The 13,973-nt window shown below is 63.3% G+C and carries 13 protein-coding genes and 1 pseudogene; 7 read left to right on the top strand and 7 right to left on the bottom strand.

Going from position 1 to position 13,973, the window contains the following annotated elements; all coding sequences use genetic code 11:
- Nucleotides 1-94: 94 nt before the first annotated feature.
- Nucleotides 95-2,542 (bottom strand): penicillin acylase family protein, encoded by a 2,448-nt coding sequence (locus tag PAN31117_RS24725; RefSeq protein ID WP_150740521.1) that lies wholly within the window; start codon nt 2,540-2,542, stop codon nt 95-97.
- Between the two features lie 260 nt (nt 2,543-2,802).
- Complete coding sequence (locus tag PAN31117_RS27595; RefSeq protein WP_246189257.1) at nt 2,803-2,949, bottom strand: hypothetical protein; 147 nt, start codon at nt 2,947-2,949, stop codon at nt 2,803-2,805.
- Here PAN31117_RS27595 and PAN31117_RS24720 point away from each other — a divergent pair.
- Entirely contained in the window at nt 2,891-3,244 is a 354-nt protein-coding gene (locus tag PAN31117_RS24720) for a GtrA family protein (RefSeq protein ID WP_246189255.1), read from the top strand. The genes PAN31117_RS27595 and PAN31117_RS24720 overlap by 59 nt on opposite strands.
- Nucleotides 3,245-3,263: 19 nt before the next feature.
- Here the strand turns inward: PAN31117_RS24720 and PAN31117_RS24715 are convergent.
- The 3 genes and pseudogenes from PAN31117_RS24715 to PAN31117_RS24705 form a co-directional block, all read right to left on the bottom strand.
- Nucleotides 3,264-4,328: pseudogene (locus PAN31117_RS24715) on the bottom strand (glycosyltransferase family 2 protein); the annotation flags it as partial.
- A gap of 5 nt (nt 4,329-4,333) precedes the next feature.
- The gene (locus PAN31117_RS24710; protein ID WP_150740520.1) at nt 4,334-5,662 is read right to left on the bottom strand and encodes a glycosyltransferase family 87 protein; all 1,329 of its coding nucleotides are present in this window, start codon (nt 5,660-5,662) and stop codon (nt 4,334-4,336) included.
- Between the two features lie 325 nt (nt 5,663-5,987).
- Nucleotides 5,988-7,472, bottom strand: coding sequence for an SLC13 family permease (locus tag PAN31117_RS24705; RefSeq protein WP_150740519.1), 1,485 nt, complete (start codon nt 7,470-7,472; stop codon nt 5,988-5,990).
- Nucleotides 7,473-7,542: 70 nt separating this feature from the next.
- On the opposite strand from PAN31117_RS24705, the gene PAN31117_RS24700 reads away from it, so the two are divergent.
- The 4 genes from PAN31117_RS24700 (at nt 7,543) to PAN31117_RS24685 (ending at nt 9,491) form a co-directional block, all read left to right on the top strand.
- A complete protein-coding gene (locus tag PAN31117_RS24700) occupies nt 7,543-8,199 on the top strand; it encodes a GntR family transcriptional regulator (RefSeq protein WP_150740518.1) in 657 nt (218 codons plus the stop codon).
- On the top strand, nt 8,196-8,672 hold the full coding sequence (locus PAN31117_RS24695) for a GNAT family N-acetyltransferase (protein ID WP_150740517.1): 477 nt from the start codon (nt 8,196-8,198) through the stop codon (nt 8,670-8,672). The genes PAN31117_RS24700 and PAN31117_RS24695 overlap by 4 nt, the downstream gene beginning before the upstream one ends.
- A gap of 202 nt (nt 8,673-8,874) precedes the next feature.
- Nucleotides 8,875-9,153: a type II toxin-antitoxin system Phd/YefM family antitoxin gene (locus PAN31117_RS24690; RefSeq protein ID WP_150666168.1), complete on the top strand. Its 279-nt coding sequence runs from the start codon at nt 8,875-8,877 to the stop codon at nt 9,151-9,153.
- 8 nt (nt 9,154-9,161) lie between these two features.
- Nucleotides 9,162-9,491 carry a type II toxin-antitoxin system RelE/ParE family toxin gene (locus tag PAN31117_RS24685; protein ID WP_246189246.1) on the top strand — a complete coding sequence of 110 codons (330 nt, stop codon included), beginning with the start codon at nt 9,162-9,164 and terminating at the stop codon, nt 9,489-9,491.
- A gap of 79 nt (nt 9,492-9,570) precedes the next feature.
- On the opposite strand, the gene ychF is transcribed toward PAN31117_RS24685, so the two are convergent.
- Both ychF and ypfJ read right to left on the bottom strand, forming a co-directional pair.
- On the bottom strand, nt 9,571-10,665 hold the full coding sequence (gene ychF, locus PAN31117_RS24680) for a redox-regulated ATPase YchF (protein WP_150578521.1): 1,095 nt from the start codon (nt 10,663-10,665) through the stop codon (nt 9,571-9,573).
- Between the two features lie 188 nt (nt 10,666-10,853).
- Nucleotides 10,854-11,723, bottom strand: coding sequence for a KPN_02809 family neutral zinc metallopeptidase (gene ypfJ, locus PAN31117_RS24675; protein ID WP_150740516.1), 870 nt, complete (start codon nt 11,721-11,723; stop codon nt 10,854-10,856).
- 192 nt (nt 11,724-11,915) lie between these two features.
- Here ypfJ and PAN31117_RS24670 point away from each other — a divergent pair, with 192 nt between their 5' ends.
- Complete coding sequence (locus PAN31117_RS24670; protein ID WP_150740515.1) at nt 11,916-13,103, top strand: UbiH/UbiF family hydroxylase; 1,188 nt, start codon at nt 11,916-11,918, stop codon at nt 13,101-13,103.
- Between the two features lie 87 nt (nt 13,104-13,190).
- On the top strand, nt 13,191-13,955 hold the full coding sequence (locus PAN31117_RS24665; RefSeq protein ID WP_150740514.1) for a DsbC family protein: 765 nt from the start codon (nt 13,191-13,193) through the stop codon (nt 13,953-13,955).
- Nucleotides 13,956-13,973 lie beyond the last annotated feature (18 nt).

Raw genomic sequence — 13,973 nt, 5'->3', positions numbered from 1 at the left:
GAACGGCGGAACTCCGTAACGACAGTTCTCGAAACAGCCGGTGGGGCGTACCTACCGGCTGTTTTGTTTCTGGCGATGCTGCTGGCTCACGTCGTCAACGAGCCGTCTCCGGCACGAGGTGCAGACGCGATTCAGTCGCCGCTTCCACCGCCTCGCGTGAGTAGGGCAGCTTGAAGTACTCGCCATCGAGCCACTTCTGCGCCAGATCGCGATAGTGCGGGCTGTCAGGGTTGCCCGATTCACCCGGCAAGTTCATCGCACGCGTGTTGTCCCAGTTCCCCACGTCGACCACAATCCGGAACGACGGCCCGTTCGTCTGACGGAAATCGCTCACGCGATACGTCGACTGATTCGGTGTGAACGGACTGCCCCCCTTCGGCAGCGGACCGACGTTGAGCTTGGCGCGCATCTCGGCGTCCACGGCGTCGGCCAGCGGGTGAGCGTTCAGGTTCGTCTGGAGCTTGCCCCACTGCCAGGCGCCCGGGTCGGTCCCTTGCAGTTTGACCATCTCGTCCCACGCATCGCCAAGGCTTGCGAGCAGCACAGCATCGCGTTTGGCCGCAGCGTTCTCGCCGAAGCGGGCGGCGGGTTGTTCGAGCGCGTCGAGCATTGATGCCGGGTCGGGCGCGCCGAAGGTGTCGGCGGCGGCCTTGGGCAGCACCGCGTTCTTATAGGCGCGACCCAGATGACGACTGAACCAGACCTCTTCGAGCGCGGCCTGTGCCGAGTCCGCACCCATGTGCGCGTCCCATCCCTTCAGGAGCTTGAGCGCCGAGGACGTGCGCGGGTCGTTGCTCAATAGCGGTGCGAGCAATGCCATCAGACGCCGCGCCGGAATCGACACGATGTCGTTCTGCAACCGCTCAGAGTCTTCGAGCGAGACCTTGTCCTTCGCCTTCAGCACTTCGTCGATGCGCGCATGCCGTGAGCCGTTCGTCCACTCGAAGCCGAGCTTGCGCTGCGCGTAGGGATAGCCTGCGGGCATGTTCATTTCGTTGGACGTTGTGAAGTAGCCACTTGCAGGGTTGTACGCGGACGGCAACTGATCGCGACGCCAGAAGCCTGCCCACTCATAGCGTCCGTCACCGGGCACGGGCATGAGGCCATCCCAGTTCGGGCGAATCGGCGCCATGCCGCTCGGCACCCATCCGATATTGCCCGAGGCGTCTGCATAAACCTGATTGACGGTCGGCGCGCCCCATGTGTCGAGCGCCGTCTGGAACTGGGCGTAGGTTTTCGCGCGCATATAGCGCATGGCGTCGAAGTACGGCGACATGCCCGGTTCCAGCCACGCCGTGCGCACGGCATAAGCGCGGTGCTTCGCGGCATCTACATAAATCACCGGGCCGTGCTTCGTGAACTTGAGGTCGGTCTGAACCGGCGCGCCGTCGCGAACGTCGATCGCCTCGTGCACGGTGCGCATCGGCACCCACTTGCCGCGGTAACGATACTGGTCGGGGTTGGCCGGATTGAGTTCGTAGACATAGAGATCTTCCTGATCGATGTTGAAGATCGTGAGACCGAAGGCGATGGTGCCGTTGTGACCGATGGCGACGCCGGGAATTGCGGGCTCGCCCGCGCCGATCAGGTTCAGTGTGGGCGTGCTGACCTGCACGATGTAGCGCAGACTCGGCGCGGCATAAGCGCGGTGCGGATCGTTGGCCATGATGGCGCGCCCCGTGGCCGACTTCTGCGGCGAGACGACCCAGTTGTTGCTGCCCTCCGCCGATTCGGTGGAGACGTCGTAAGGACCGTTCTCGGCGAGCTGGACGATGTCGGCGTTGGCGTGTTGCAGCGACTCCTTCGTGATCTTCACGCCTTGCGTGGCGAGATCGAAGACCTTGAGCAGGTCGTCCGGCAGGCAGGGATCGAGGCCGTCAGGCACCTGCGTCTTCCACGCGGGTTGAAGGCCGACGCGCACGCTGTCCGCATCGAGCGATGCGCGGCACACGACCTTGGCGCGCGCCACTTCGCTCTTGAGGTTGCGCGTGAGGCCGTGGCTGCGAATGCGCACAATGTCCTCGGCCGACCATTTGGCTGGCCAGTAGCCGACTTTGCGGAATTCGTACGGCATCTGATCGGGGTTCCGCGCGAGCCAGTCGATGTAGGCGTTCACCCCGGCGGCGAACGCTTGCGCCGCTGGTTGCGCGTCGGGGCCGTAGCGACGCCACTCCGTCGCCATATCGCCCCGGTAGACGAAACGTCTCGCCGCGTCGTCCTGCGCCACGTAGGCGCGGCCGAACACTTCGGAGAGTTGGCCGAGTCCACGGCGTCGCCAGAGGTCGATCTGAAACAGACGATCGCGTGCAGCATTGAAACCTTGCACGAAGAAGCCGTCGCGCTCATTGGCGGCGAAGATGTGCGGAACGCCGTTGCGATCGATCAGAATGTCGGCGGGTTGCGACAGTCCGGCAACGGTCAGCGTTTGCGAGGAAGGTGAGGCGGATGCTGCCGTAGCCTCGGCAGCATGCAGGGACGCGCTCCACGTCGTGACGGCAAAGGCCAGCGCACCGGCGGCGTGAATGGCATTGGGGCGTTGCATTGTCTTCCTCCTGTTATGGGACGGCTTCTTGTTGTTGAGACATCGTCTGCGTAATACCTCGCAATCCTAGACGTCTCATTCAGGCACGCAACCCAAATTCAGAGGAAATGGCATAAATTCTTAATCGTCCAACCCTGACGGGCGCATGCGCCGATGTTGCAGTGCAAACTATTGGTAACCCGATGTGCGTGCGCCGGTATCGTCAGGCGAACCGCTTTCGTCGTCTTTCTCAGTGAGTCAGTCCCGATGCCGGATTTACGTCAGACATCTTCCGACAGACGTGCACCTACGACGCGCGCCCAACGCTGGCGTGCGTCGCCCTTCATGCGCACGCTGCTCGTGCCGCTGATGCGTTTCGGGGTCTCGGGGGTGATTTCGACGGCGGTGCACGTGATCGTGGCGATCACGCTTATCGAAGCGTTCGGTGTAGGTTCGGTGCCCGCGAACGCCGTGGCGTTCTGCGTGGCGACGCCGTGCTCCTACCTGCTCAATACGCTATGGAGCTTTTCGGCACGCGTGCATCGCACGAGTCTCGCGCGATTTCTGCCGGTCTCGATCTTCGGCCTGCTGCTCACGACATGCGTCGCACGAACGGTCGAGCACCTTGGCGGGAACCACTGGATCGGAATCGCGGCCGTGGTGTTGATTGTGCCGCCGTCGACTTTCCTGCTTCACCGTTACTGGACATATCGAGGGGCGTGACTTTGCCGGAGCCTTTGCCCGCAACATGACGCACGCCTGTGCGCGCAGGCAAGTGGCTGACCTTGACGCTGGATTGATAGCGTCGCCGTACGAGATAGAGCGGCCGTCCCTTCGATTCGTAATAGATGCGTCCCACGTATTCGCCGATCACGCCGATGCCGACCAGCTGAATGCCGCCGAGAAACAAGATGCCGACGAGCAGCGACGCGTAGCCGGGCACGTCGACGCCGTGCAATAACGTGCGGATCACGATGTAGCCGCCGTACGCGAGCGACATCAATGCCAGCGAAACGCCGATGTACGTCCAGCATCGCAACGGCACCGTGCTGAAGCTGGTAATGCCTTCGAGCGCGAAGTTCCACAGCCGCCACCCGGAGAACTTCGATTCCCCGGCGGCGCGAGGATCGCGTACGTACTCCACGATTTCCGTGTGAAAACCGACCCACGCGAACAGCCCTTTCATGAAGCGGCGGCGCTCGGGCAACCGTTTGATGGCGGTCACGACGCGCCGGTCCATCAGCCGGAAATCGCCCACGTTTTCTGGCAACTTCACTTCCGATAACCGGTTATGAACGCGGTAATACAGCCCCGCCGCCACGCGTTTGGCGATGGTGTCGCTCGCCCGATTGGTGCGTTTGGCGAGCACGACCTCCGCGCCGTCGCGCCAGCGTTCGATCATCACCGGGATGAGGGCTGGCGGGTCCTGAAGGTCGGCGTCGATGGGGATGACGGCATCGCCTTGTGCTTCGTCGATGCCCGCACTCAGGGCCGCCTCCTTCCCGAAATTACGCGTGAAGTCGATGATGCGGATGCGTGCATCGGCGCGTCGCAAGGCAAGCAGGCAACTGAGTGTGTCGTCGGTGCTGCCGTCGTTCACACACACGATTTCGAAGCGCGCGTTGGGCACGCTGTCGAGAACGGCGGAAACGGCCCGGTAGAACTTGTCGAGCGCCGGTGCTTCGTTGTGGCACGGCACGACGAGCGAGATGAGTGGCGTGCCTGATGTGCCTGACGCACCTGATGGCCCGCGATGCGCAGTCGGCGAGTGGGAGATGTCGGTACGGGTAGCGGCGGCGCGGGGCATGGCGATTACCTCGTGAACGCTGGCGTGGTGTCCGGGCGGGGGGCGCGGGCAGTGGCGGGGCGGTCGTCTCCGGACGCCTTTGCGTCATCGACGTGATGGACGTCGGGCAGGTGGGCGAGGCGACGGCGGCGTCGCCACAGCATCGCGAGTGTGCCGAGGGTGATGAACGGCAGGAACTGGAAGCCGATCTGCAACGAGCCGAGCAGGCCGAGCGCGGGCGTGATCCACAAAAGCACGAGCCACTCGCGCTCGCCGCGCAGCCAACCGCGCGCGATGCCATCGCGAACGTACCACGCGATGACGAGCGCGAGCAGCGTGAGGTCGTAGTCATAAAGGTAAGGGCTGACGAGCGTCGTTGCGCACATGAGCGTCGCCGCGCGCAGGGCAAAGACCCCTCGACGACGCCAGAAGTCGATCAGCACCGCGACAGCGCACAGCGCGATCACGCCGTGAACGATGGCCGCCACTTCGACGGATGCGCCGAGCATCCGCGCCGTGATGAAGAACGTCGGCACGCGCGCAATCTGCGCAGTCCCGTTGACGATGCTCTGCCGCGCGAACTCCGAAGCGTGCAGGAACGTCGCGTAGACGTCGATGCCGAAGACTGCGGCGGCGAGCACCGTCGTGCCGATCACCGTCGCAATGCATGCGCCGAGCGCGCGCCACTCGCGGGCGCAGAGAAACGCCAGCGGGAAGAGCAGAGCGACGTGCGGTTTGACGAAGAGCAGGCCTGCAAACACACCGGCCCACACCGGGCGCTTGCGCAGCATGACCAGGGAGAAGCCCGCGAGTGCGGTGGTGTAGAGCGCGATCTGTCCGGCGATGATCACCAGCAGCACGCCGGGGAAGCCGAGAATCGGGAAGCGCGCGCCCGGCCACGGCGCGGTGCGTCGCAACGCGGCGTAGTAGAACCCGAGGCCGACGCAGGCGTACAACGTGTAAGCGTAGGTGAACGGTAGCAGCGCAATCGGCGCGAGGAACACCATCATCACTGGCGGATAGAGCCACGGGAGTACGCCGCCGATTTTGTCCGCCCACGGTTGCTCGGCAATCTGCACCTGCGTCATCAGATCGACGTTGTAGGCATCGAGCGGATGCCCTTGCAGCACGAAGTGCGACGCGCCCCAGAACGGCAGAAAGTCGAGCCCGATGGGACTGATGGTCGGGGTCGCGCTCCATGCATAGCGGTATCCCCAGATGCCGAGCACGGCGAGCGCGAGCACGATGGCCGCCACGCTGTACAGACGAATGCGCGCGGGGTCTTCCGACCAGTGGCGGCGCGTGCGTGGCGCGCGGGGTGTGACGTTAGCGACGGCGGACGGCTTCGATGTCATGCAAGGTCCTCCCCCTGGCTGCATGAAACGGCGTTGCTCTATTGCGCTTGTACTGGTGATTTCTCTATGACGGCGATGTCGTTCGGTGGCGTGACGCGCACATTGTTTTGAACTTCAAGGTATTTTCAAACGATTTCGGTGCGCTCACGGGAACGGTTCCATATTAGACGAGCCGTTCTCCGAAAGGATCAATGCGCACTAACCGCAATAGCCACAACGGCCACCTTATTCAGCGTACGTCCGATGGTATCTCGGCGGGGATGTCGCAAACCAGCGTTTGAAATAAAACTTCGGAACGTTCGGCGCACCGAATACCTTCAGCGCATCAGGACGCCGAGAGATGCAGCAACCCGACGATCTGCCACCACAGTGAGGTGAGCGGCACAACGGTGAGCAGCGCGACGGCGGCCGTCGCCAGACAATAGCGCGTGGCATCTCGAATGCCGATGCCCGCCAGCGCCATCGCCAGCACAAGGGGCGGCGCTTGATACGGCAGGGCAATGGTTGAGATGCCGACGGTCTGTGCGAGCAACACGGCCTTCACGCTTAACGGGGCACCCAGCGCGAGCGCCGGGACGAGAGGGGTGTAGAGCGCCGGTGCTGCGTTTGAAGTGACGAGAAACGTCAGCGCAATCGACAGCGCAACCAGCATCAGAAAGGCTGGCATCGTCGACATCTGCGCCAGATCGAGTCGCGCCAACGCGGGGCGTAAAGCGCTGGCCAGCCCGGCATGGTCGACGGCGGCCGTGAGCCCGATGATCGCCGCGACGAACCACAGCGGGGCGAGTTTGACCTGTTTCAGGAAGGCGTCCGGATTCACCAGCCGCAGCGGTCCGAGGCACAGCAACGCCACGCCGAGACCCACCCAGCCCGCCGCGATGTGATGCCACGGCTCGGTGAGCCACAGCGCGAGCATCAACGTGAGTGCGCCGAGCAGGCGCTTTTCGTCGGGGCGCATCGAGGTGTTCGCCACTGTTGACGCGCCCGGGCGTTCGCTGCCGAGCATCGTCAGACGGTCCGGGAAGAGATGTTTCGCGACGATCACGAGCACAACGCCTCGCACGATGGCCAGCGTAGGCACCAGCGCCACGGCGTACTCGCCGTAACCGAGACGCAGTCCGAGCACGGTTTCGGCCGTGCCTGCCATGACGAGGTTGGGCAGGTTGGCCGGCAGGATCGCCGTCGACAACTCGCAGCTGGCGAGCGCGGCGGCGAGCATCAGACCGGTGCGTCCCGGGCGGCTTTGCACGAGACCCACACGGTCGCAAAAGCTCAGCGCGATGGGCGTAAGAATGGCGATGCGCCCCAGCGTCGAGGGCATGACGATGCCGAGCGCGAACGCGATGCCCACGAACCCTGCGAGCGCGAGGCCGTACGCGTGACCGCAGTGATCGGCGAGCCGGGAGGCGACCCGTTCGCCAAGCCCCGTGACGCTCAGCGCCATGCCGATGACCGCACCGCTGAAGACCAGCCAGAACGCGCTCGATGTGAAGCCCGAGAAGACGACAGTCGCGCCGAGCGAGGTGCACGTGGCCAGCAGGAACATCAACAGAAGCGAGACGAGGAAGTCCGGCAACCAGCCTGTCGCCCAGTAGCTCAGGCAGAACAGAACGACCACGGCCACGGCGAGCGTGTCGCCACGCAAACCGGCCGCGTACAGCGCGAAGCCGGCGAAAGCACTGATCGACGCCAGCAATCCATGTCGCCAGAGGCGGCCGGGGTGAAATGCATCCGATGCGCTGGCGACGGCTGGTGCGGGGGCGGGCCGGTCCGGCTGGTCGGATGGAGAGGAGGGCGTGGCAGAAGTCATGGACGTCACCTGTTATTAAATAATATATAATTAAATGTGATTATATATAGTTAACGAAAGGAGTCAGTCAATGCGCCAGGAAGGGGGCACGGGAACGGCGGTCGAGCGGACATATGAGGCGTTGCGGGAGCAGATCGGACGCGGGGAGTTGAAGCCTGGCGAGGCGTTGCGTCAGGACCATCTCGCGGCGGCGCTCGGGGTGAGTCACGTGCCGGTGCGCGAAGCGCTGACGATGCTCGCGTCGGACGGGCTGGCCACGAGCCGGACGAATCGCGGCACGGTTGTGACTGCACTCACGGAAGACGACGCGCTTGAGCTGGCCGATTTTCGTGCGTTGCTGGAGGGGCGCCTGATGGCGCTGGCGATGCCGAATCTGTCGCGCGCGGATCTGGCGCGGGCACGGGCGGCGCTGGACGCGCTGGAGGCAGCCACCGATCTGACCGACATCGTCACGCGTAACGCGGCCTTCCACGGCATGCTGTACGCGAAAGCCGAGCGTCCATACTTTCAACGGGCGGTGGCGACGGCGCGACTCAATCTCGGCCGCTATCTGTTCCTGACGTGGCAGAAGCAGGCCAATGCGACACGCTCGCACGATGAGCACCGCGAGTTGCTGCGTCTGTGCGAGGCTGGCGACGATGCCGGTGCCGTCGCGCTGGTGCAGGCCCACAACCGCGCGACGGGTGAACAGATCGCGCGCATCATCCGCGAAGGGTGGGATGGATGACGGTTCGCCAGATCGTCATTGCGCCCGCAACGGCAGCCGATTTCCCGGCGCTTGCCCGCATCTACTACGAAGTGCGTTTGGCAACGATGACGTGGGTCGATCCATCGCTATATCGGGAGGACGATTTCGCATCGCACGCCGCTGGCGAGGACGTTCTGACGGCCAGGTCGCCCGACGGCAAAATCCTCGGCTTCATCTCCGTCTGGCCAGCCGACGACTTCATCCACATGCTCTACGTCGAACCGTCGTCGCAAGGTCACGGCGTTGGCACGTGTCTGTTGCAAGCGCTTCCCGGTTGGCCAACCCGTCGCTACTCCCTCAAATGCCTGACCCGAAACACGAGAGCGAAGACGTTCTACGAACGCCACGGCTTTCGTACGACCGGTAACGGTGTGTCGGAGGAGGGGGCGTTTGAGGAGATGAGCAACGCGGATTTTCCACGTAAGTCATCCGAGGCAAGCGACTTCCGATAGTTCTCCGATTCCGCGCCGCCGCTTCGGGCTGAAACGGCTATGGATTCAAGGGGCTGCGGATAGCCGCGAAATTGAAGAGCGACCCCGACTCGGATCATCGGATCCCGTCGTTCCATACTTCTTCCTGCCAATGTGTCCCGGCATTGAGGTGGGACCATAAAAGGACTATATTTGGTCCTATCTGGGAAATGGACATATGGAAATGCGCTACTCCACACAGGTGAAGCCGATCAGCTACTTGAAAGCCAATGCTGCGGAGGTGTTGGCGACGCTCGCGGAGCAACGCACCCCGCTAGTGATCACGCAAAACGGCGAGGCCAAGGCTGTGTTGCAAGACGTGGCTTCATACGAGGAAACGCAGGAGGCTTTGGCCTTGCTGAAATTGCTGGCGCTCGGCAATCAGGATGTGGCGGCAGGCAAAGTCAAACCGGTCGCGGACGTCGTCGCTCGTCTTCGCAAGAAGCGAAAGGCCGGGGAGTGACGAACATCGTGGTCAAGTACGAAGTGTTGTTGACCGACGGTGCCGAAAGCGACCTTGAAGGGATTTACGACTACATCGCAGAATTCGATTGTCCGCAAAACGCTGACTACGTTCTGGATCAACTGATGGACGCTGTGGCTGGCCTGGAGAGATGGCCTGAGCGCGGCAACTACCCGAGAGAACTCAGTTCGTTGGGCATCCGTGAGTACCGACAGGTGGCGTTCAAGCCATATCGCGTTATCTACCGCGTCCTTGGGAAGCAGGTCATTGTGTACCTCATCGCCGATGGCAGACGCGATATGCAAGCCGTTCTTGAAACGCGGCTTTTGACGCGCTAGCACCCACCGATTTCAACGCCCAAAACAAAACACCCCAGCACATCGGCTGGGGTGTTTGTCGTTTTCGCAGACGCTGGCGTCAAACGTTAAACAGGAAGTTCATCACGTCGCCGTCGTGCACGACGTATTCCTTGCCTTCGGCGCGCATCTTGCCCGCTTCCTTCGCACCTTGTTCGCCCTTGTACTGGATGTAGTCGTCGAACGCGATGGTCTGTGCGCGAATGAAGCCGCGCTCGAAGTCGGTGTGGATCACGCCCGCCGCTTGCGGTGCGGTGTCGCCCACGTGAATCGTCCAGGCGCGCACTTCCTTCACGCCTGCCGTGAAGTACGTTTGCAAGCCCAGCAGCTTGAAGCCCGCGCGGATGACGCGGTCAAGGCCCGGCTCGTCCATGCCCATGTCGGCCAGAAACTCGGCTTTGTCGGCATCGTCCATATCCCCGATTTCCGCTTCGATGGCGGCGCACACTGCCACGACCGGCGCGTTCTCGGCTTCGGCGTACTTGCGCACGGCTTCCAGGTGCGGGTTGTTCTCGAACCCGTCGTCCTTCACGTTGGCGACGTACATCGTCGGCTTGGCCGTGATCAGACAGAACGGCTTGATGAGCGCCAGCTCGTCTTCGGAGAGCTTGAGCGAGCGCACCGGACGTGCTTCGTTCAGCACCGGTACCACCTTCTCCAGCACTGCCACCAGCTTCGCCGCTTCCTTGTCGTTGCCCGACTTGGCCGCCTTCGTATAGCGTTGCAGCGCCTTCTCGACGGTGCCCAGGTCGGCCAGCGCCAATTCGGTGTTGATGACTTCGATGTCCGAAATCGGATTCACCTTGCCTGCAACGTGGATGACGTTTTCGTCTTCGAAGCAGCGCACGACGTGCGTGATGGCGTCCGTTTCGCGGATGTTGGCGAGGAACTGGTTGCCCAGACCTTCACCCTTCGAGGCGCCAGCCACCAGACCGGCGATGTCCACGAATTCGACCGTCGCCGGCATGATCCGCTCGGGCTTCACGATCTCGGCGAGCTTGCCCAGACGCGGGTCCGGCACTTCCACCACGCCGACGTTCGGCTCGATGGTGCAGAACGGGTAGTTTTCGGCAGCAATGCCCGCTTTGGTCAGCGCGTTGAAAAGGGTCGACTTGCCGACGTTGGGCAAACCGACGATGCCGCATTTGAGGCTCATGCTAAATCCTGTCTGGCTTGGTAAGTGCGCGCCGTCGAATGCACCGTGAATACCGGGGAGCCGGCCAGTGATTGCGTCGCGGAAAGTCCGCTATTGTACCCGTTCTGCCGCCAAAAGCGCCTGAACAGGACGCTTGCCGCCGCACAAGCCTTCGCACCTGCCGTCGACGTCGCGCCACCCGGCCCGGTTCAGCTCAGTTGCTTGGCCGAAAACGTGTCGCACTTGCGCATGTCGCCCGTTTGCAGCCCCTGACGCAGCCAGTACACCCGCTGAGCGCTCGTGCCGTGGGTGAACGACTCCGGCACCACGCGCCCCTGCGACTGCTGTTGCAGACGGTCGTCACCAATGGCGGCTGCCGCTTTCAGGCCTTGCTCAACGTCGCCCGGCTCAAGCAACTGGTCGTTCGCCTTGGCCGCATTGTTCGCCCAGACGCCCGCGAAGCAGTCCGCCTGCAACTCCAGCCGCACCGACAGCGCATTCGCCTGCGCCTCGCTGACACGGCGGCGCGTCTCGTCGAACTTCTGGGAGATGCCGAGCAGATTCTGGACGTGGTGGCCGACTTCGTGCGCGATGACGTACGCCTGTGCGAAATCGCCGCCGGCGCCGAAACGTTGCCGCAGCTCGTCGTAGAACTGCAAGTCGATGTACACCTTGCTGTCGCCCGGGCAGTAGAACGGGCCCATCGCGGTCTGGCCGGTGCCGCACGCCGTGGGCGTCGCGCCCGAGAACAGCACCAGCTTCGGCGGCACGTACTGACGGTTGATCTGCTGCGGGAAGACCGTCGTCCAGGTGCGCTCGATGTTGCCGAGCACCTTGCGGGTAAAGACGGCTTTCGGGTCGTTGATCTGCGCCTGCGTGGGCGCGGACTGGGGAGCAGACTGGGTCTGCCCCTGAATCATCTGCGAGCCTTGAATGATGACGCGCGGGTCGATCCCGAAGAAGTAGGAGGCGGCGAGCGCGACAACGATCGTGCCGATGCCGATGGTGGTACGTCCGCCGAATCCGCCACCTCGGCGGTCTTCGACGTTCTGGCTTTCTTGTTCGTTGTCGAGGCGCATCGGGAGCTCCCTGTTTAATCTCGTTACCGCTATGCGCCGAAGTATAGCGCCCGTCAACACAGTGCGACGTTGTGTCCCGGTGGTGTGGGCGAGGCAGGACGTCGCTCGTGCGGCGGGCGTGCGACAATACGCCATCTCGATTTCGGAACCAGCCGTCTTGCGCGATTCAGGCGCTGGCGCTGCATTTGCCGCATGTCTCAAACGCATCCCTCCAGCCAGACGCACGATGTCGTCGTCGTCGGTGGCGGTCTGGTCGGAAAGGCCGCCGCCTTGCTCCTTTCGCAGGCGCGCCTGTCCGTCGCGCTGCTCGCGCAACCCGCAGCCCCCGTCCCGACGGGCGGTGATATGTGGGATGCCCGCATCTACTCCCTGTCGTCCAGTTCGCAAGCGCTCTTCGAGCGCATGCGCGTGTGGCAGGCCGTCGATCCGGCACGCGTCAATCCCGTCTATGACATGGAAGTGTTCGGCGACGAGCGCGGCAGTCTGCACTTCTCCGCCTATCAGGCCGCCGTGCCGCAACTCGCCTGGATTGCCGAGTCGTCGAATCTGGAACGCGCGCTGGATGCCGCGCTGCGTTTCTCCCCGCAAGTGCAATGGCTGGATGCGCGCGCCGAAGCGCTCGAAGTCGACGCTGCCGCTGCATCGGTACGTCTGTCGGACGGCAAGACGTTGCGGACCTCGCTTGTGGTCGGTGCCGATGGCGCGCACTCGTGGGTGCGCAGCACGGCAGGCCTCGACGGCTCGGTGCGTCCCTACGAGCAACTGGGCGTCGTGTGCAACTTCCGCGCGGAACGTCCGCACCGCGATACCGCCTTCCAGTGGTTCCATGATGGCGAGATCGTCGCGTTGCTGCCGCTGCCCGATCAGCACGTCTCGCTGGTCTGGTCCGCCGCCGACGATCACGCGAAGCATCTGCTTGCGCTTGATCCCAAAGAACTCGCACAACGCGTCGGAACGTTCTCGAACAGTGAACTTGGTCAACTGACACCTGTCTCAGCGCGCGCTCAGGGTTTCCCGCTCGTACTCGCGCAAGCCAAGCGTCTGATCACGCAGCGTGTGGCGCTGATCGGCGACGCGGCGCACGTGGTGCATCCGCTCGCAGGACAGGGCATGAACCTCGGATTGCGCGACGTGGCGTCGCTCGGTGATGCGCTCGCCGGGCGCGAATCGTTCCGCGACTGTGGCGACGCTGCGGTGCTGCGTCGTTATGAGCGCGCTCGCAAGGAAGACATCGGCAGCATGGCGTTCACGACGGATGGCTTGCATAAGCTGTTCTCAACGAGCAGCCCGCTCGCGAAGTTCGTTCGCAACGCGGGCCTCGACGGCGTGAACATGCTGCCTTTCGTCAAGAAATTCCTGATTGGCCGCGCCCTGGGCTGACCCCTTCGGCGCAAGCGCCGGCAACCCCTGCTACATGCGAGGCAAGCCGGTCGCGCCTCTCGATCGTCATATTTCTGGAGATATTCGATGTTGCAACGTTATCGCGCCGCGGCGTCCGCCGGATTGGTTCTCGCCGCAGTCTGCGCAGCCACCTTCACGACGTCTGCCGTCGCGCAAAACAAGCCCGACGCAAACCTCGACCGCGTGAAGGCCGCCGTGCAGAAGACGCTCGGCGCCGATGCGCCGGTCAAAGCGGTGGCGCGTACACCGATCCCCGGCCTCTTCGAAGTGTCGGTCGGCGGCGAGATCCTCTATGCGGATGAGAAGGCACAGTACGTGATTCTCGGCGGCAATCTGGTCGACACGAAAACGCGTCAGAACCTGACCGAAGCGCGTCAATCGGAGCTCAACAAGGTCGACTTCGCCAAGCTGCCGTTCGATCGCGCGTTCAAGTACGTGAAGGGCAACGGTAGCCGCAAGATCGTCGTCTTCTCCGATCCGAACTGCCCGTACTGCAAGCGCTTCGAAGAAACGCTCAAGGGCTCGAAGATCGACAACATCACCGTCTACACCTTCCTGTATCCGGTGCTCGGCCCGGATTCGGATGCCAAGTCGAAGGCCATCTGGTGCGCGCCCGATCAGCTCAAGGCGTGGCACGACTGGATGCTCGACAAGAAGGCTCCGCCGACCCCGACGGCCAAGTGCGACGACAAGCCCGTCAAGGACAACTTCGCGCTGGGTCATCAACTCAATATCACTGGCACGCCGACGATCATCCTGTCCGACGGCCGCCGTCTGCCGGGTGCCGTGCCTGCCGAAGAACTGGAAAAGGCGCTGGCCACGGTCAAGTAAGTTGCCTTCCGCTTGCCC

It is taken from the genome of Pandoraea anapnoica (assembly GCF_902459765.1).
Lineage (GTDB): Bacteria > Pseudomonadota > Gammaproteobacteria > Burkholderiales > Burkholderiaceae > Pandoraea > Pandoraea anapnoica.
The sequence above is the reverse complement of the archived record's forward strand: the minus strand, read 5'-3'. Positions and strand labels throughout refer to the sequence as shown.